Source organism: Radiobacillus sp. PE A8.2 (assembly GCF_045635475.1).
Lineage (GTDB): Bacteria > Bacillota > Bacilli > Bacillales > Amphibacillaceae > JBJGXI01.
Genome location: NZ_JBJGXI010000070.1, coordinates 1 through 19,347, shown reverse-complemented (window position 1 = coordinate 19,347; position 19,347 = coordinate 1). Strand labels below are relative to the sequence as shown.

Sequence of the window (19,347 nt, the reverse complement as noted above, 5' to 3'; positions counted from 1 at the left end):
TTTTAGATAACTGGCGTAAGCCAGATTCTCCTAGGCCAAGAATCTGAGAGGTTTTATAGAAGGTCGACTAAATGCGGACTTGTCGTCCAACGTCGACATACCCCTTATGCAGGGGCATGTTTCCTTTATCTCCTGCGGTTCAGTCCAAATGTTTTCGGTGGGGCGAGTAATCGCAGTCCCAGTCCGTACGTCGCTAACCGGCGCTCTGCGCTTTTGTTCTTGGGATGATTTCGAATACTGGGAATAGGTTGGTGAGTTTTTGGTGGCTCAGTAGTGCTATGAAGATGAGGTGGTTGCTCAGATATGTGAAATTATAACCGTTGAGTTTTTAGGCGGACACTAGCGCGCTTATCTGTGACAAATGACGCGTATTTAATTTTGTGCGGCCACCAGTACGCTTATTTGAATACAATCACTGCTAATGTAGGCTATTATTAGTACATAACGGTGCTGATGGCCGGCTAATAGTCATAATTGGAATTTTAGAAGAAATAAGCCCCTATATGTCCGCTCAATTTCTATTCTACTTACTGAAGACTGATTTCCTTCCTGCCAGATCCTAAACGCCTTTAATTAACGATCTACTAAAACGATTTTTCTTGATAACTGAGTCAATTTCATAATACTGATTTTTAACTATCTTCATCCATATATAGTCGGATTTAACCGTATCCGAACTATATATGGATGAAGATAGCTGTATAAGGTAATTATGAAATTGACTCACCTGAATTACATATTAAAGTAGTTACCCGTTTTAATAATCCCCTCATTCTATCGTTCTTGCTTTTTAAAGCATATTTCATAATAAATTTCATATATCTAAACATGAGGGTGATGTTCGATTACGGATGATTCTGAGGGGAGGAATTAGTGTTGACTAACGGTGATAAGTCAGTGTTTAACTTTGATTTAAACGAGTCTTTATGGTTTAAAAAAGGACAGGAAGTTGATGAGATAATGGGAATCTCTTTGGAGCCTGAGATTTCTATTCAAGAATTCGATGATTTTGTATCGATTCGAGGTGTAATTGAATTAAAAGGGGAGTATTTTCAAGTAAAAGAAGCTAGTGATGAAGAGGATCAGGTGTTGTCATTTCGAGACCACCCTTCCCAGCGGTTTATTGATCGAGTGGACAGCTATGAGGATGGTGTGAATGAGTTTTTTCATAGTTTTCCTGTGGAAATATCGATCCCGAAATATCGGATTAATTCGACGGATGATATTTTGGTAGGTATTGACTCATTCGATTATGAACTGCCAGAGAACAGCCAGCTGCTTTTAAATGCGTCGGTTTCCATTCATGGTGTGAAAGAGGATAAGTATCAAACACCAGGCGGTAGTTTGGAAGTTGATCGTGAAGAAGTTGTAGAGCCAGATACGTACGATTATCCAATGGAGTCATCTCCTATCGAGCCCCCTCCCCCTCCAGCTGGTGAATCTTTCTCTTTCGATGTCAAAGAAAAGGCAGAGCCTGAGGAAGAGAAAGAAGAGGCGAGAAAACCGTTCGAAGATGCTATCGCTAGAGATGAACCAGAACTAGAGGTAGAGCCAGAACAGGAAACAGATAGAGAAGAAGTAGTTGCAAGTGAGGAACAAGAAGAAAGTGTAGAAAAACCTGCCGAAAAAGAAAAATCAAAAAAGAAGAAAAAATCGCAAAGCTTTGCCGAATTTTTTGCAAAGCCTCAAGTAGTAATTAAAGATGAGGCAGATATCGAAGAATCGTCTAGTATTGAAAGTGGAACAAAGAAAAAAGATGTAGTTTCCATCCATGGATATGATAATAATGCTTATTATCAGGAAGACGATGATAATCTTGATGGACAAAAAGAAGAGCGTACCAAAGACGATACAACATATCTACTAAATATTTTTGAAGATAAAGAGGAACGTTACTCAAGTATGAAAATGTGTATTGTTCAAGAACAGGATACGTTAGAATCACTTGCTGAAAAGTATGATGTCTCCCCATTCCACATAACTAGGACAAATAGACTCGAAGATGACAGTATAGCAGCAGGGCAAATATTATATATTCCAGTCCATTCACACGCTAAACGATAATGTTCGAAATCAATCCCTTGACACATTTTTTAAAGTGACAAGGGATTTTATTTAAGAGTACTTTAAGTACGTTTTGAACAAACTCTTTACGATAAAGTTTAAAAGCAGTGGAGTGAGAATGATGGAAACTATATATAAGGTTTTACAAGCGTATCAATTAGCGCCAACAGAGGTTAGACAAATAACTAATCGGTTGTACCAAGTCCAAAGCTCACAATATTCCTTTGCCTTGAAGCGCTCTCGTTTAAAGGATACAAATATTAATCAATGGAAACATGTATATCAAACAGCTAGCCAACAGCAATTGTCCGCTATTGTGCCAATTTATATGACGAACAATAGGGGTATTTTTGTTCAAGATCAACAGGAAATTTATTATCTTTCCCCGTGGAAACAACAAATAGAATCAGATGAGCCGGAGCATGAAATTGAATCGTTTTATGCCTCCATCGCCAAAATTCACAAACAGACAAAAAACGAACAAAAAATTGATGTGAAGGATATTGAGAAGCTGATTGATAATGAGAAAAATCAACTAGCACAATTGCGCAGAAAGTTGCTATCTTACGTGGAAAAGTACGAACGGAGACGTTTCATGTCCCCGTTCGAATTACGCGTGTGTATGCAATTTCGTGATTTAGAGCAAGTCTTTTCCGAGCTGGACGATTGGTATGACTATTATTTGGAAGATGTTACCGAGGACAAATTATTATACTCCTGTATGTGCCATGGTAACTTAAGGACCACGCATATGGTCTATCAAAATAGTCAAACGTATTTTATAAATTGGGAACGATCTTTTTTTGGAAATTCAATGACGGATTTAGCCATTTATTACTATCATGCTTTTCAGTATCACGACAGTTATATGGATCAACTGATTAATGCATTTCCAATATATGAAAAATATAATCCACTAGCATCAAGCGAGAAAAGTTTGCTGGCGATCTATTTGTTGTATCCTTCTTCCTATTTATCTGTAATTGAAAGCTATGAAAAGAAGAATGCCAAAAAGGCACAACCATTTCAAATTCGCTCACTGGAGCAATCATATAGACGATTGATGCACGGGTTATCCATGCAGCATTACTTATATGAAAGAAGACTAGCGTTACAACAGGCAGCTGAAGATGACTAAATCCATTGTAAATAAAACGCAGTAAATAAGCCGACAAGAAAACCTAACAATAGAACATCAAAAGTTGTCGGGAAAAATAATGTACGGCATAGTTGGAATATCAAAATAGGTAACAAGGCTCTTTCAATAATGAGCAGCCAGGTTCTACACCAAGGTGGAAGCCGATATCGATAGAAACGTGCCATGATTTCACCTCTTTATCTTCTTTTGGTGTATTGTATGTTAGAGCCTTGCCTATTTGTGCATAAAAAAGTATTTCGGTGTTGACTTATTTGTGTTATTTTGGATAAAATAGCTATTATATAAAATAACACGAATAAAAGCTGTGATAAGGAAGAGTACAAAGTGAATGCTTGTAGAGAGGGAAATCGTATTGCTGAAAGATTTCCTAGGATGATTGCTTTGGAATGTCGCCTTGGATGCTGCTTCTTTGAACGATAGTAGAAGAAGCCGGTGCAGAGCCGTTACCTGAATGAAGTGTATAGATATGTATTTTTCTATAAACAAAGGTGGTACCACGGAAAATAAATCCTTTTCGTCCTTTTTTGGATGATGGGATTTTTTTGTTTTTCTGCTTTTATCTTATCACAGTGTTTTTTTGAAGGAGGAAATTGGTTTGGAACAAAATAAAGAAGTATCCTTGCCACCGAAATATGATCCTACGGCAGTAGAACAGGACCGTTATAAGTTTTGGGTTGACGGTAAATTTTTTGAAGCAACACAAGACGACAACAAACAACCTTTTACAATCGTAATCCCGCCGCCAAACGTAACTGGTAAACTGCACCTTGGCCATGCTTGGGATACAACATTGCAGGACATTATTAGCCGGATGAAACGGATGCAAGGCTATGACGTTTTATGGTTACCAGGTATGGACCATGCCGGTATCGCAACACAGGCGAAGGTAGAAGCAAAGCTACGTGAGCAAGGGCAAAGTCGCCATGATTTGGGGCGTGAAAAATTTCTTGAGCAAGCGTGGGGTTGGAAAGAAGAATATGCGGATTTCATTCGTAAGCAGTGGGAAAACCTTGGACTTGGACTTGATTATTCAAGAGAACGATTTACCTTAGATGAGGGGCTCTCCGAAGCGGTTAAAGAAGTGTTTGTTCAGCTTTATGAAAAAGGTTTGATTTACCGCGGTGAATATATTATTAACTGGGATCCGAAAACAAAAACAGCACTTTCTGATATCGAGGTTATTCACGAGGAAATTCAAGGTCATTTCTATCATATGAAGTATCCGTTAAAAGATGGCTCCGGTCATATCGAAATTGCTACGACTCGTCCGGAAACAATGCTAGGAGATACAGCAGTTGCTGTACACCCTGAAGATGACCGCTACAAACACCTAATTGGAAAAACGCTTATATTGCCAATTGTTGGTCGCGAAATTGAGATTGTTGCGGATGACTATGTTGATATGGAATTTGGTTCTGGTGCGGTTAAAATTACACCAGCACACGACCCGAATGACTTTGAAATTGGTAACCGTCATAACTTGCAACGCATTCTTGTTATGAACGAAGATGGCACGATGAATGAAAAAGCAGCAAAATACACAGGTATGGACCGGTTTGAGTGTCGTAAACAGCTTGTCAAAGACTTGCAAGAAGAAGGCATTCTTTTCAAAATTGAAGATCATATGCATTCTGTTGGACATTCTGAGCGCAGTGGCGCTGTCGTTGAACCGTATTTATCTACACAATGGTTCGTTAAGATGCAGCCGTTAGCAGATGAAGCAATTGCGTTACAAAAGAAATCTGATGATGAAAAAGTAACGTTTGTACCAGAGCGCTTTGAGCATCCATATTTACATTGGATGGAAAACACACGTGACTGGTGTATTTCTAGACAGTTATGGTGGGGACACCGAATACCAGCTTGGTATCATAATGAAACAGGTGAAATTCATGTTGGTAAAGAAGCCCCAACAGATCCAGAAAATTGGTCTCAAGACAATGATGTGTTAGACACGTGGTTCTCATCGGCACTATGGCCGTTTTCGACAATGGGGTGGCCGGATACAGAAGCAGAAGATTATAAGCGTTATTTTCCGACAAATGTACTCGTAACGGGCTATGACATTATCGGCTTCTGGGTATCACGTATGATTTTCCAATCCCTTGAGTTTACCGGTCAACGTCCATTCAAAGACGTGCTTATTCACGGACTTGTTCGTGACGCAGATGGTCGTAAAATGAGTAAATCACTTGGTAATGGAATTGACCCGATGGATGTTGTTGAAAAGTACGGCGCAGATTCGCTAAGATATTTCCTATCAACAGGTTCGACATCAGGTCAGGATTTACGTTTCCAGTGGGAAAAAGTAGAATCAACGTGGAATTTTATCAACAAGATTTGGAATGCTTCTCGTTTTACACTAATGAACCTTGGAGATATGAAATATGAAGATATCGATCTATCTGGTGAAAAATCAGTTGCGGATAAATGGATTTTAACAAGATTAAACGAAACGATTGAGCTTGTAACAAAAAATGCCGATAAATACGAGTTTGGTGAAGCGGGCAGACATTTATACAACTTTATTTGGGATGATTTCTGTGACTGGTACATTGAAATGGCGAAACTTCCACTTTACGGTGAAAACGAAGAAGCAAAACAGACAACAAGATCCGTTTTAGCTTATGTACTTGATCAAATCATGCGAATGTTACATCCGTTTATGCCATTTGTCACAGAGGAAATTTGGCAGCAGTTACCACATCAAGGTGCATCGATTACACAAGCAGCTTGGCCAGAAGCGCGTAACGACTTGCACGATGCAACAGCAGCAGATGAAATGAAGCGTTTAGTAGCAATCATTCGCTCTGTACGTAACATTCGTGCTGAAGTTGACACGCCAATGTCGAAACAAATTCAATTGCTCATTCAAGCAGAAAATGACACGATCGTTAGCCAGTTAGAAGCGAACAGACACTATTTAGAACGCTTCTGTAATCCAAGTGAACTAACGATTGCTACCAAAGTCATTGCACCTGAAAAAGCGATGTCAGCGGTTATTACTGGAGCGGAGCTGTATTTACCATTGGAAGGCTTAATTGATGTTGACAAAGAAGTTGCTCGCTTGCAAAAGGAATTGGATAAATGGACAAAAGAAGTCGAACTTGTAGAAAAGAAGCTATCCAACCAAGGATTCGTAAGTAAAGCACCAGAAAAAGTAGTTGAAGAAGAAAGACAGAAGCAAAAGGATTATATGGATAAACGAGCGAAGGTAGAAGCGAGAATGAAGGAATTACAAACATAAAATAGCTAAGGAGCATAAGCAAATGGCTTATGCTCCCTTTTTGTATTCATTTCAATATTTTGTGTTACGAACAATCCATCTTATCTTGTCAATCTTTCCTGAATATGAATGCAGGTTTTATAACTATTCCTACACTATTTGCAGACCGTCTTTTAACGATAGTAGGGAATAATAATTTTAGTAAATATAGAATTCTAGCTAATACAATCCGTAAAGAGTCACTGTTATTTGGGGTTAGATCCTTTCCTTTATCCAAGCTACATAAAGCTTAATAATATTTACATTACTAACCTCACTCAACGTTCTACTGCCTACAACATCCTCTATTTCATTGAAAAGTAAATTACCGTCATAATCAAATAAAAAATCGATCCCAACCATTCCGAAATCAAAATAATCGACAACTGATTGGACAAGTGTGAGTTCTACTTGATTCAATTCATACCATTTCGCCGTTCCACCGAGTGTAAAATTGGCACGAAAATCTGTAGTGCTTTCGCGAAGCACTGCCCCGACAATAGTTTTTCCTACTACAAAAACTCGTACATCCTTCCCAAGTTGCACATTACAAGCTTGAACAACTACATCATCAGCGTAGGTGTGCTTGCTGAATTGTTCCCAGGCAGTCTGTGTGTGTATCATTGTAACTTGGTTGCCACCACGACCTGTTGCAGCTTTCATTACAACGGGTAAGGAAAGTGGCGGCTTACTAGGAAGCAGATCTTTCTTTAGGAAAACTGTATCGACCATTGGAATCTGGAGTTGAGCTAATGCTTGGTGGGTGTTTGCTTTATGATTACACATCATCGATACAGCAGACGAGTTAAACACAGGAACGTTCATCAGCTCGAGATGTTGGCTCAGTAATGGATCGATTGTCCGTATTACTGCGAAATCAGGTGGTTTACACTCCAGATTGTTTTGGTGCAGAGCTAACTTTCCGTTATAAACACCAATATCCAAGTGCTCTCTGTAAACGAGGACAAGCTTTAGTTCTTGCTGCTTGCATTCATCTATAAACCAGTCGATGAAGGACATATTTTTAACGGCATCTTCCTGTTTGTAAATTAACCATCCTACCTTCAAAACTATTCTCCCTCTCCAAGTTTTTCCACTACATACTTGATCATAAAATCCGCAACATTAACGCCAGTACATTCATAAATATTTCTAATGTGCGCATTAGAATTAATTTCACAAATAACTGGTCCGTTTTCACCAAACAATAAGTCAATGCCTGCAAAATCAGCTCCAATCGCCTTTGTTGCCGCTATTGCGAGCTGTTTTTCGTAGTGAGATGGCTGATAAACTTGCATGGTACCACCTACGGATACGTTGGCACGAAAATCACCACTTGACTGTCGCAGCATCGATGCGACAACCTCGTCACCGACAACGTTTAAGCGGACATCCTTTCCATAACTCGTGGAAATGAATTGTTGGAATAAAATCGGTCTATCTTCTATCGAATTAATCTTGTCTTGTAATTCTCGTTTAGAATCAATTAAATAAACTTGTTCTCCAAACGAACCATACGCTTCTTTAATAATTAAGGGAAAACCCCCAAGTTCTTCTATCACTTGGTCTAATACAGGGATGTCAATACTGCGCACACCAGGAAATACTTTCGGCCCGACAATTGTTTTGGGTATTGGTAGTCGTTGCAGTGTCAATCTTTGATAAGTTGAGATTTTATTGTCACTTATCTCAATCGATTCTGCACTATTAAACACAGGGATACCGATATATTCTAATTGTCTAGCTAATGCAATATCTTTATCGGCAAACAAAACAAAATCTGGTTTGTTTGCTGACAGAGTGTCGACAAAATGAAATGTATTCATATCTAATATTGATAATAGCTGGTTATTTTTTTTTATATCGATGGTAATGTCTTGCTTGGCTGCAGCTTGTTTAATCCACTCTGCATAATCTAAAAATTTATGTTCAGCCAAATGGCCATTATAAATTACCCAACCATGAAGATGCATAGATACATTCCTTTCCTATCTTTCCGTTGATAATTATTGGTATAATAACTTTTATATTAAATTTTATAGTTTAGGCAGGTATTTGATGATGTTTTGTCATATAAAAGAAGTATACCAATTCTTTCAGGATAGAAGAAGTCTTGGAATTAAATTAGGATTATCTCGAATGGATCAAATGCTAGACGCGTTAGATCACCCAGAGAAACAGATAAGAGCTGTTCATGTTGCCGGAACAAATGGTAAGGGCTCTACACTTACATATATGAAAGAAGCTTTGAAGCAGAACGGTTATAAGGTTGGTACATATACCTCTCCTAGTATTGATAAAATCAACGATCATTTTCATATTAATGATGAAGTTATGTCGGATACTTCACTTATTGATTGTATGAATCAATTAGCTCCAGTAATTAATGGGCTTGATGTGACAGGCGACCCTCCGACAGAATATGAAATTATTTTTATGCTTGCGATTGTTTATTTTGCTGATGTAGTCGATATTGCCATAATCGAAACCAATATGGGTGGAACGGACGACTCTACGAATTGTATTGAGCCGTGTTTAAGTATTATCACGAACATAGGCATGGATCATGCGCCATTTTTAGGCAATAGTTATGAGCAAATTGCACGTCATAAGGCTGGGATAATCAAAGGGGGGGTTTCGATTATCTCAGGAGTAGCACAACCTGAAGCACGTGAAGTTATCAAGCAGGAAGCAGAAATCAAAAATGCACCCATATTTGAGTTGAACCGAGAATTCCGTATAGTAGATCGGAAGCTTACTACCGAAAAGCAAGAGTCATTTACCTTTTTGTCAGGAAATCAGAAATTAGTTGACGTAATTTTAGCGATGAAAGGTGAACACCAGGTAGGTAACGCTGCACTTGCGTGTATGGGACTGGAAAAATTGAAAGAGCAGGGGCTAACGCTAGTTGATAAAATCACTATAGCAGCATTTGGAACAGCAGTCATACGTGGACGATTTGAACAAGTACATGATAATCCAACGGTTATTGTAGATGGCGCCCATAATCAAGAAGGGGTTACAGCATTTTTATCTACGGTAGAACGGTATTATCCAAGTCAAAAGAAGGCGTTGCTTTTTGCCGCGTTTAGAGATAAACCGATAAAAGAAATGCTTACGGCACTTACATCTGATTTTGATATGGTTACTGCAAGTTCTTTTAACCATCCACGTTCTGCGACTGTTGAAGATTTAATGCAGGCGTCTGGAAAAGAAATTGTTGTAACAGATGATTGGAAACTGACACTTCAATCATTTTTAGCTGATCAAACAAATAAAGAAACGATTTTATTTGTAACAGGATCCTTACATTTTATCGGTTTAATAAGGAAAAATTTAGAAAAAAAGTAATTGATAAGCTATAAATAAATGTCTATAATTGTATATAACAGGAACAAATCGGCCGTGCTTTTTTCAGATTAAGTAAGTATAAGGAACTATTTGGGGAGTTGTAAAAAGTATGATATCAAGAAGAAAGCAAATTTCTTTATGGGTTGCATGGCTCTGCATCTGGCCTGTTATTTTAATGAAAATCCCACATATAATACATTCTGAAACTTCGGTAGAATGGTTGGGAATTATCGCTTTTGGCCTATTAATGTGCATTATTGCTTTTTTTCCGCTGATTGTGAACAATACACCAGTTTTTTTCATCAATGCAGTAGGATTTGCTGTATTTCTATATTATGGAATATTAGCTGAGGTCATTCTAACGCAAATTGCTGTACTCGTCCTATTTTTTAAGCTGCGAATTGGTATAAGTGAGCATTACCGGTTACCAGCCAATTTACTTATGTTTTTATGTGTATCGGTTTTATCTGCTTTTGTCTATCGCCTATTAGGTGGGGGGCATGGGATAATAAATTATCAGACACTCCAAGGAATAATACCCGTCATTGGTTATGTTATTTCGGCATTCGTGACAAATCAGCTGATTATAATGCTATTTAAACGAATAATTAACGGGCAAGCGAAACGTATCTTTGATAAAGATTTGATCTGGGATTTAATAACAACAGCACTCACTTTACCTGTTGGCCTTATTTTATATATTTTGTATGCTGATATTGGGGTTACTGCAATTTTCTATGTTGGCGTACCATTTATAAGTATTTCGTTTATATTCACCCTCTATTATAAAACGCAAAACATAAATTATTACCTAAAACGAACGAGCGAAATTGGGCATGAATTAACGGGGCAATTAGAAGTAAATGAGGTAATTGATCTATTTGTAGAACGTGTAACCAATTTATTGCCAGTTGATTATGCCTTTGTTTATGAGGTAGTAAATGATGAATATTTGGAACTCTCTCGATTTCATGATACACAGAAGAAGTTGCCGTTTCCAGGTAATATTCGCTTAAATAAGTTTGAATCTATTAGTGGTAATGTATGGGGACGAGGAGAATCAGTACATTATCAATCGCACAAAGAATGGGATCAAATGGATGTTCCTGATCTCCAAATTGTTGGGGAAAGCATTGTATCTTTACCAGTTGAAAGAAATAATCACATCGTAGCGGTTGTCACCTTAGTTTCTAAACGAAAAGGGGCATATCTAAGATATCAAATTATGATTTTAGAAATCTTAACGAACTATCTTGCAGTATCGATAACAAATGCTAATAACTATGAAAAAACAAAATTCAAAAGTGAACGAGATTCATTAACTAATTTATATAATTATCGCTATATGGAGGAGTATTTGGATCAGTTTTTTGAAAAATCATGCAAATCTAACAACGAACGAGCATCATTAATATTGTTAGATTTAGATCATTTTAAAGCGATAAATGATACATATGGTCATGAAAGCGGGAATGAAATCCTTCAGCAATTAGCAACACGTTTATTAAATGTCGTTGGAGAAGAAGGAACTGTTGCACGCTATGGCGGGGAAGAGTTCGTTGTTTTACTTCCTGGAATTGACCAAGGGCAGAGCGAATATGTCGCCAACGCCATCCATAGTGCGATATCCGATATACCGTTTCAATTAGACCAGCACATTTTAATCGAAGAGTCGCAAATCAGTGTTGAAGTAACAGCCAGCATTGGTGTAGCCTCTTATCCAGATCATTGTGAAGATCCGCGAGAACTTGTTAGGCACGCAGATCGTGCGATGTATGTTGGTGCAAAGCAAAAGGGACGGAATAAAGTTGCGGTATATGAGAAAATGATTAATGTATGATAAAACCCACCTTATAAAAGTGTTAACGGGTTCGGTTGAGAGGGAGAAAAATGTAATTAGCAATGAAAATAACTCCTTTTCTAATTGTATAATTAGCATGTTAATTAACAAATTAAATATCAAGGAGATTAGCAGGCCCAATCTTGGGTCTGTTTTTTCTTGTTTTTTTGGTAAATCCTTACCATTTAGTGATACAATTAAGTGAGATTGTGAAGTATCGATCTTAAACGAAGCAAATACTTCAATAAGGAAGAGGGCTTCTTATGGTAAGTTATTTTTATAAAGGGGGAGTTTTTTATGAAGGTTTATGTTGGCATTATTACACTTATATCTTTGTTAATAACGGGATGTGCGCAAAATGATACAGTGACTATTGAAGGAAAAATAAATCACATTAACAAGGAAGAAAATTCATTTGTTGTTTATGTAGGAGACACATTAACAAAAGAACAACGAGAAACAATGGATGTAGAGGAAAATGCAAAGGTTGTTGAAGCATTTTTAGCAGAAACAACCGAAGCAAAAGCCCTTGATGATTTAAAAATGGGGCAAAAAGTGTCTGTTGAAATCAAGGGGAGTTATGAAAAAGAATTAGTCACGATTGATGCGCTTTTAGATAATGAAAATCTACCGACTTATAAAACAGAAAAGGTAACCATCAATCCTTATACAAAAGAGGAAATTGTTTTAGAGATGACAGCGAGTGAAGGCGATTATGGACTTTACATTTACAATTTGAAACCTGATGAAAACGGATCATTCTCTCCTCCAGAAATTGATAAGGATGTTCCAGTTCACACAATATCAATGAGACGTTCTAGCAGTGAAGTTAAAAACGAGAAAGAGCTATTAGGATTATTTGAAGATTCGATCACATATATCATGACAGATCACGAAGGTATTATTTTTAAAGGAGAGAGTGAAGAAGAACTTCACGATTTTATAAAAACATTAGATAAGGAAGAAACTTAATAACAGAACTAAAAAGGAGCTTGAATTTCCAAGCTCCTTTTTAGTTCTGTTATTTTATCACCTTAAATAAATGATATCTTTCAGTTCAAAAATCTTATCTGCAATACCTAAACGTTGAGCTGGTGTCTTATTTATCTTGCCAGTCTTATAAGGTAAACAGAAATTATAATAAGTTCTCAAAATAGTTATGGCCATCTGAGCATACTTAGGGTTGAAGTTGGCGTAAATATAGCTCTTCAAATCTGCCCTAGCAGTTGATAAGGGCCTCTCGAGTATCGAGAGTCTTCTTCTTATTTGCTGAATAAAGGCATTAGTTGCGTTGTCATTTACATTTAATATTAGTTCCGCAATATCATTTGGCTCCACTGATGATAAGTTGGTGGTGCAATCAAAGGAACGATATCCTCTATCTATGGTAGCTAATGGATGTTCTATGGGATTGTCAGCATATCTAAAATGAGAACCAGTTGATGTTTTAACCTCTTTGTGAAAGCGATGTTTTTCAAATAACTGTTCTAGCTGCAGTTTAGCTAACTTTCTGAGTGATCTTGTGTTATATCCATTGTTATCACCCCATTCTAGCAAAACATTTTTCGCATCACTAAACTCTTGGCGAGCTTGTTTCCTTGATTTAGTTTTATCAGTTTGACATAAGAAGTGATGCCCATCGCTTAACCGAATTTCCATTGCAAATACTCGAAAGATAGCCGTAATAAGAGAACTATCTTCGTCTGTAATGAAACGCCATTCTGACGCATTTACCAATTCTTTAATGAGCCAATAATGGGCAGTGCTTGTGTAAGTTGAGTTAACGTGTAATCCATCTGCATATTTCTTTCTTTTTTCGAACCTAGACAAATCATAATTATATTCTGCTTTTGTTTGGGTGTCGTTTGCAGAAGGTTCTTGAGGATAATAAGAGAATTTCGTGAACCTCGCATTTTTTCTAGCATATATTCCTAAATGGTCATCTTTAAATTGAATTGTATCTTCCTCAATGTCACTAAGAGAAGCATCCCAATCAAAAGATACGTCACTTCTAAACACATATCTAGAAAATACATCAGCACTAATAACCACATTAGTAGGGAAAACAGAATCCTCAACATCACTATACTTTCTGCCGCCCATCCCTTTCTTGCGTACATTATTTAGATGATAATTCATTTTATCTGTATTAATCCACATCTCTTTAAATTCTTTTTCTTGCAATGGTTTGATTTCGTTTCTTTCTAGGAATTCAAGGCATCTACGGTAAATAAATTCTAATTTTTCATAATATGTTCCATCTGCAATTTCTAACACTTCACAAGCCCTAGTTATTGGTTCTCTGTTTAGCAATAACTTAGTAAATAAGAGATTAATCTCGCTGCGCTTCTGATTATACACAACTGATTTTTTACCATCTGGTCTGAGTGTTGTCTTTTTCTTACATGTTTTGCATTGCCATTGTTGAGCACCCGTGCTACTACTTTTCCCTTGTCTGTAAAATAGGAATGGTGATTTAAAGGGAGTTTGCCCGTGTTGAGAACATCCTTCCTTATGAAAGTTGTAAGCAGGTTCATCAACCTTTATGCTATTTATTCGAATCAATCTATGTATTTCTTCGGAAATAGACCAGTTAGATAATGCGGCAGACTTGCAACCAAGTGTAGCACCTCTATTAGGATTTACTGGATCAGGATTACATTTAATCTGTTTTCTTTCATCACCTGGAGCATCTAATCTATAACGACTGGGCTTTCCCTTTGTGTCAAATTTCTCTTGTTGTAGACCTTGCCACTTACAGTAAGGATTTGTACAAAAGTTGAATTGAAGAGAATAACCCTTATTAAAAAGGGTAAATTCAACTGGTTTAAACAACAAATTTCTGTACTTTGTTCCAAATTTCCTTGGAGGTAAGACATGATAATCCTTATGTCTATTTTTCAGCTCCTCTTCCGTAACAGGGTTAGCGACTTCTAATATAACGTCGTCCTTTGAGAGTAGTCTTTTTAGCTTAGCCAACTTCCTCTTCCTTTTCCTCTATTAAATGTTCTAGGTTCACCTGCTTAATAATCCGCTTGTTGTTTCTTTTGTCTTTTATCCACTCTATAAACTTTTTGTCATCCAGTATATTTAGCAATAGTTTATCCACTACATCGCTTTCCGTGTATTCTGTGTATTCTGCGTAGTAAGAGACGATAGCTCTAACACGTTCTGAGATAAGCCAATCTACTTTATCAGCATTAATATTTCTAGGTTCAATAAATTCCATATGAAAACACTCCTTTTATCTTATTTTTAATTAGCATAACCAATTAACATGGGTTTTAACACTGAAATTAGCACAAAAATTAACACGCTAAATAACATACCTTTTAGCAGTAGTACAATATTTTTTGTACGCTTGCGAATCAGTATACTAAATAGGGTGCTAATTGGCATGTTAAAGTACAGAATTTTTTCAAAAAACTTTGATATAACAATAAAAAATGGAGGTGCGAATTAGCATGTTAATTGCACCTCCAAAAACTATGTTATTTTACGTTTTCTCCCTCTCAACCGAACCCGTTAATAAAAGTGTAAGGTGGGTTTTATTATTTTAGCTACAAGAGATTAGCTGTTTTCTTTATTTACTATGAACGTTTCAAATTCGTTTTTTTCTGCGAGAACTTCATTATTATCCTCAAGCTTGGCTGTAATTTCATAGGTAATCTTTAACTCATTTGCTTCTATCACATAATCTTTATAACTTACGGTGAAGGACATATTATCATTTGAACTATCTAAACTTACTTCCTCAATAGTTAAACTTGATTGTAATGTTGCTTTTGCTTCATCTAAACTAGTAGGCAAGGGTGTCAGGACAACCTCAATCTCTTTCCGAGCATACATTTTCCCCATTTCAATTAACTTCTGTAATTGAATATTTTCCTCACTTCGTTGATACTGCTGTGTACTGTTTAGTAAACTGTTTATTATGGGTGGAGTTAGTATGCCAATAACAGTTATAGTAAGCAACACAAGTACAAGAGCATAGCCTTGTTGATTAATAATATTTTTTTTCATGCTATCTTCCTCATTCCATGTAATCAAAGATTTCACTTAATAGCTTTGAGTCTTCATCAAAGATTTCAACGTGAATCTGATATAATTCAAGCACTTCTTCTTCAGATGTTTGGCAGACGGTAATATTCGGGTAATAGTTTTTATTATTAATTGAATAATACTGACCAACATTGTCCGCGGATAAAGAAGGTAACGTAATTGGATTAGTTCCAGGGCATGTTTCTGCAGAATCAGTTGGTGTATAGGTATCTTTCATTTCATACAATATTTTTTCTCCAACATTTATAGCAGTCAGATTATCTTCCACTTTTTTTGAAAGAAATATTGTTTGACTAAAAAAAGTAAAAAAACTAATTAGAATAATACCTAAGATGACGAGAGAAGCAAGTATTTCTATTAGTGTTAATCCGAGGGAATTCGACAAATATTTCTTAAGCAACCTCACAACTTTCACCAACTTTTTGTCAATTTAGAGTATAATATTAATTGGGTGATCTATTAAAATGCGGAAAAATATGTTTAACAATCAGACAGGCTTAACTTTAGTTGAATTATTAGCAACTTTGACTCTTTCTACTATGATTGTAGGGATCGTGTCAAGTGTACTTATAACATCAATGAATAATAGCGAAATAACGCAGTCACATATTGATTTAAGACAAGAAGCTAATATTATCGTAACGCAATTGAGGACAGCGCATCAAGGTGATAATTACAAGCTTTGTTATAATAATGGAAAAATATATTCTGATTCAAATCAAAATAATATAATAGGTAGTGAAAACATTACGGTACATGGTATGAGCGATGTTTTATTTGAAAATGATGGTGCTGCATTAAATCAAACATCGACAGGTGAAACATGTCTTTCTGTGAACACGACTGTGCCTTTGTATGTAACCTTAGAGTTAGGGACCGATTATAATCAAGAATACCAGATAAATACAACGATTAATACTCTAAATGCATCGTTGCCAATAACATTACCTGCAAGTTCACAGGATCTCGGCGATTTTTTGGTAGATGAGAATGTTTTTGTATATGGAAAGAAATTTGTATTTAATGGAAGGCAAATAAATGGAGCAGGGGCGACAATAGTTGTAAAAGGAGATTTGAAAGGTAGTGAAATTGGCGGTGGCTCTCTAAGTAACGTCTCTAACATTTATGTTGGTGGTTCTACTACTTTTGACGGTGGAGCTGCAGGACTAGGTTCATCAAGTAGTCCGGGCAATCTTCATTTTAATGGAGACTTAACTTTGTGGGGCGGGACGCGTAATATTTATGGTGATGTCTATGTTAATGGTAACTTTAGACTTAAAGATGCCAATATTTATGGAGATGTTTATGTGAATGGCAACATTGAATTGGGTTGGACACCATCTCTTTCAGCGGATTCCAATATTTATTACACCGGTTCTCTAGACCATCCAGATAATTATAGACAAGATATCCTTTCAAAACTTGTAAAGCAGGAAAATGTTAAAAGTTTTACGATGCCAGAATATCCAATCCCTCCACTCAAATCTGATCAATGGTTTGCAAATCATGGATATACTCAGACAATTAAACCTGAGGACATGCGACTATATGGTAATAATATTAATATAGCTAGTTATTATGATCAAAACTTAGGTAGATACGTTTCCACATTTACTAATGCTATTATTGTTAGTAAGGGAGATATTAATATAAACAGCGGTGGCTTACAAATGACAGGAGTATTATTTGCTCCGAATGGGAAAGTAACATTTAGTGGTTCTTCTTTTGAAGGTCTAGTAATCGCTAGGGATGGTTATGAAGTAATTAGTGGTGGAACTACTGTTAATTTTAAATCGATTCAGAACTATGTAAGTGATCCGGCTGATTATCCTTTTGGCAGTGAATAAGTGAATTGGAGACGCTCGACCTCGATAAATATTCTCGTTTAAGAAATTTTCTTTCTTACTTTTTTTATAGCGAACGAGAAATTTAAATTTATTGAAAAATACGCCTAGGAGGAATTTCATGGCACCGCGTAAAAAATTCGGTGATATCTTAAAAGAATCAGGATTATTAACGGAAGATGTTATCGTTGAAACACTAAATCGAAAGAAACCCGGCCAAAAGCTTGGAGATGCACTGGTTGATCGAGGCATCATTACAGAAATGCAACTAATAGAGGTACTAGAGCAACAACTAGCCATTCCAAGTGTCTCACTTTATCGCTATCCGATTGATCCCAAAGCGGTCGAGATTGTGACAAAGGAATTTGCGCAGAAGAAAGTACTTATACCTGTAAAACAGGATGGCGACACAGTGACGGTTGCAATGAATGATCCAATGGATTATTATGCGATCGATGATTTAGAGCTGTCGACCGGATTAATTATATCACCAGTAATCGCATCGAAAGACGATATTATGCAAGCATTAAATCGACATTACAACCGTGGTCAACAATCCAATCAAGTTGTTCGTGAAACAGAAACAAATGATGATTCCTCAACTGTTCGGATCATGGACCAATTGTTGGAAACGGCCGTTCAACTGCGAGCAAGTGATATCCACGTTGATCCTAACAAAACGAACATTGTAATCCGATATCGTGTAGACGGAATGTTGCGGACCGAAAGATTATTATCCAAGGAAATTCGCAACTCTCTAATAGCTAGAATAAAAATTTTGGCAAATTTAAATGTAACTGAGTCAAGGCTACCGCAGGATGGTCGGATCGGTACAGTAATCAATGATGTACCTGTGGACCTACGTATTTCCACTCTACCGACCGTATATGGAGAGAAGGTAGTTATCCGGATTCTAGATTTGAAAAATGTACTGAAACAGATTTCGGAATTAGATTTTAGCGAAGAAAACTTTAAAAAATATTCCAAGCTAATCGAAAAGCCATCGGGTCTATTACTAATTACGGGTCCAACCGGTTCGGGTAAATCGTCGACCTTGTATGCATCACTTAATCAGCTCAATAAAGAAGATGTGAATATTATTACGATTGAGGACCCGGTTGAATATCAATTAAATGGGATTAACCAAGTACAAGTGAATAGCTCGATTGGGTTAAGCTTTGCAGCAGGGTTGCGTTCGGTACTTCGTCAAGATCCGAATATTATCATGGTCGGAGAAATTCGTGATACCGAGACCGCGGAAATTGCGATACGGGCATCGTTAACAGGACATCTCGTTTTTAGTACGTTGCATACTAACAATGCAATTGCTACAATACCACGTTTGATTGATATGGATATTGAGCCATATCTCGTTGTTTCGTCTTTATCTGGGATTATGGCGCAACGGTTAGTGAAACGGATTTGCCGAGACTGTCAACAGAAACGGACACCAACTGAAATTGAACAAAAGTTGTTTGAAGAACGTGGGATTGAAGTAAATAAAGTTACTGAGGGCCAAGGATGTAATAGCTGTCACCATACAGGTTATCGAGGTAGAATGGCCCTACATGAGTTGCTGGTTGTTGATGATAACATTCAACATATGATGATCAATGGCTCTATGAAAGATATCCGCAATTATGCAAAAGAAAGCGGAATGAAGTTTTTAATTGATGATGGATTATTAAAAGTAAAACAAGGTTTAACAACAGTTGAAGAAGTTTTACGAGTGGCGATGGCAAATAATCCAAACGTTTGGATT

The 19,347-nt window shown here is 36.8% G+C and carries 15 protein-coding genes and 1 other annotated feature; of the genes, 8 read left to right on the top strand and 7 right to left on the bottom strand.

The genetic code is table 11. The features are described from left to right. Positions 1-876: 876 nt before the first annotated feature. Both spoVID and ACI6MV_RS23375 read left to right on the top strand, forming a co-directional pair. On the top strand, positions 877-2,064 hold the full coding sequence (spoVID, locus tag ACI6MV_RS23380) for a stage VI sporulation protein D (protein ID WP_407272746.1): 1,188 nt from the start codon (positions 877-879) through the stop codon (positions 2,062-2,064). Positions 2,065-2,185: 121 nt separating this feature from the next. After that, positions 2,186-3,202 (top strand): hypothetical protein, encoded by a 1,017-nt coding sequence (locus ACI6MV_RS23375; RefSeq protein ID WP_407272745.1) that lies wholly within the window; start codon positions 2,186-2,188, stop codon positions 3,200-3,202. On the opposite strand, the gene ACI6MV_RS23370 is transcribed toward ACI6MV_RS23375, so the two are convergent. After that, the gene (locus ACI6MV_RS23370) at positions 3,199-3,390 is read right to left on the bottom strand and encodes a hypothetical protein (RefSeq protein ID WP_407272747.1); all 192 of its coding nucleotides are present in this window, start codon (positions 3,388-3,390) and stop codon (positions 3,199-3,201) included. The genes ACI6MV_RS23375 and ACI6MV_RS23370 overlap by 4 nt on opposite strands. Positions 3,391-3,518: 128 nt before the next feature. Next, positions 3,519-3,748 (top strand) — a binding site (T-box leader). A 70-nt stretch (positions 3,749-3,818) separates the two neighbouring features. Between ACI6MV_RS23370 and ACI6MV_RS23365 the strand changes: the two genes are divergently transcribed. Beyond that, complete coding sequence (locus ACI6MV_RS23365) at positions 3,819-6,470, top strand: valine--tRNA ligase (protein ID WP_407272744.1); 2,652 nt, start codon at positions 3,819-3,821, stop codon at positions 6,468-6,470. 234 nt (positions 6,471-6,704) lie between these two features. On the opposite strand, the gene ACI6MV_RS23360 is transcribed toward ACI6MV_RS23365, so the two are convergent. Further along, entirely contained in the window at positions 6,705-7,556 is an 852-nt protein-coding gene (locus ACI6MV_RS23360; protein ID WP_407272743.1) for an ATP-grasp domain-containing protein, read from the bottom strand. A 2-nt stretch (positions 7,557-7,558) separates the two neighbouring features. Beyond that, positions 7,559-8,461, bottom strand: a complete 903-nt coding sequence (locus ACI6MV_RS23355) for an ATP-grasp domain-containing protein (RefSeq protein ID WP_407272742.1) — start codon at positions 8,459-8,461, stop codon at positions 7,559-7,561. A gap of 88 nt (positions 8,462-8,549) precedes the next feature. On the opposite strand from ACI6MV_RS23355, the gene ACI6MV_RS23350 reads away from it, so the two are divergent. The 3 genes from ACI6MV_RS23350 (at position 8,550) to ACI6MV_RS23340 (ending at position 12,651) form a co-directional block, all read left to right on the top strand. Continuing rightward, positions 8,550-9,839, top strand: coding sequence for a bifunctional folylpolyglutamate synthase/dihydrofolate synthase (locus ACI6MV_RS23350; protein ID WP_407272741.1), 1,290 nt, complete (start codon positions 8,550-8,552; stop codon positions 9,837-9,839). Between the two features lie 109 nt (positions 9,840-9,948). Next, positions 9,949-11,679: a GGDEF domain-containing protein gene (locus ACI6MV_RS23345; protein ID WP_407272740.1), complete on the top strand. Its 1,731-nt coding sequence runs from the start codon at positions 9,949-9,951 to the stop codon at positions 11,677-11,679. 297 nt (positions 11,680-11,976) lie between these two features. After that, a complete protein-coding gene (locus ACI6MV_RS23340) occupies positions 11,977-12,651 on the top strand; it encodes a hypothetical protein (RefSeq protein WP_407272739.1) in 675 nt (224 codons plus the stop codon). 57 nt (positions 12,652-12,708) lie between these two features. Here ACI6MV_RS23340 and ACI6MV_RS23335 read toward each other — a convergent pair whose 3' ends face one another. The 4 genes from ACI6MV_RS23335 to ACI6MV_RS23320 all read right to left on the bottom strand — a co-directional run bounded on the left by ACI6MV_RS23335 (position 12,709) and on the right by ACI6MV_RS23320 (position 16,126). Further along, complete coding sequence (locus tag ACI6MV_RS23335; protein ID WP_407272738.1) at positions 12,709-14,658, bottom strand: insertion element protein; 1,950 nt, start codon at positions 14,656-14,658, stop codon at positions 12,709-12,711. Next, positions 14,651-14,908, bottom strand: coding sequence for a hypothetical protein (locus tag ACI6MV_RS23330; protein WP_407272737.1), 258 nt, complete (start codon positions 14,906-14,908; stop codon positions 14,651-14,653). Before ACI6MV_RS23330 ends, ACI6MV_RS23335 begins: the two co-directional genes overlap by 8 nt. Positions 14,909-15,249: 341 nt before the next feature. Then, positions 15,250-15,702 (bottom strand): hypothetical protein, encoded by a 453-nt coding sequence (locus ACI6MV_RS23325; protein WP_407272736.1) that lies wholly within the window; start codon positions 15,700-15,702, stop codon positions 15,250-15,252. Positions 15,703-15,712: 10 nt separating this feature from the next. Beyond that, the gene (locus ACI6MV_RS23320; protein ID WP_407272735.1) at positions 15,713-16,126 is read right to left on the bottom strand and encodes a type IV pilus modification PilV family protein; all 414 of its coding nucleotides are present in this window, start codon (positions 16,124-16,126) and stop codon (positions 15,713-15,715) included. A 79-nt stretch (positions 16,127-16,205) separates the two neighbouring features. Between ACI6MV_RS23320 and ACI6MV_RS23315 the strand changes: the two genes are divergently transcribed. Continuing rightward, positions 16,206-17,588 (top strand): type II secretion system protein J, encoded by a 1,383-nt coding sequence (locus tag ACI6MV_RS23315; RefSeq protein WP_407272734.1) that lies wholly within the window; start codon positions 16,206-16,208, stop codon positions 17,586-17,588. Positions 17,589-17,706: 118 nt separating this feature from the next. Next, a partial coding sequence (locus ACI6MV_RS23310; RefSeq protein ID WP_407272733.1) for a GspE/PulE family protein occupies positions 17,707-19,347 on the top strand: 1,641 nt, incomplete at its 3' end.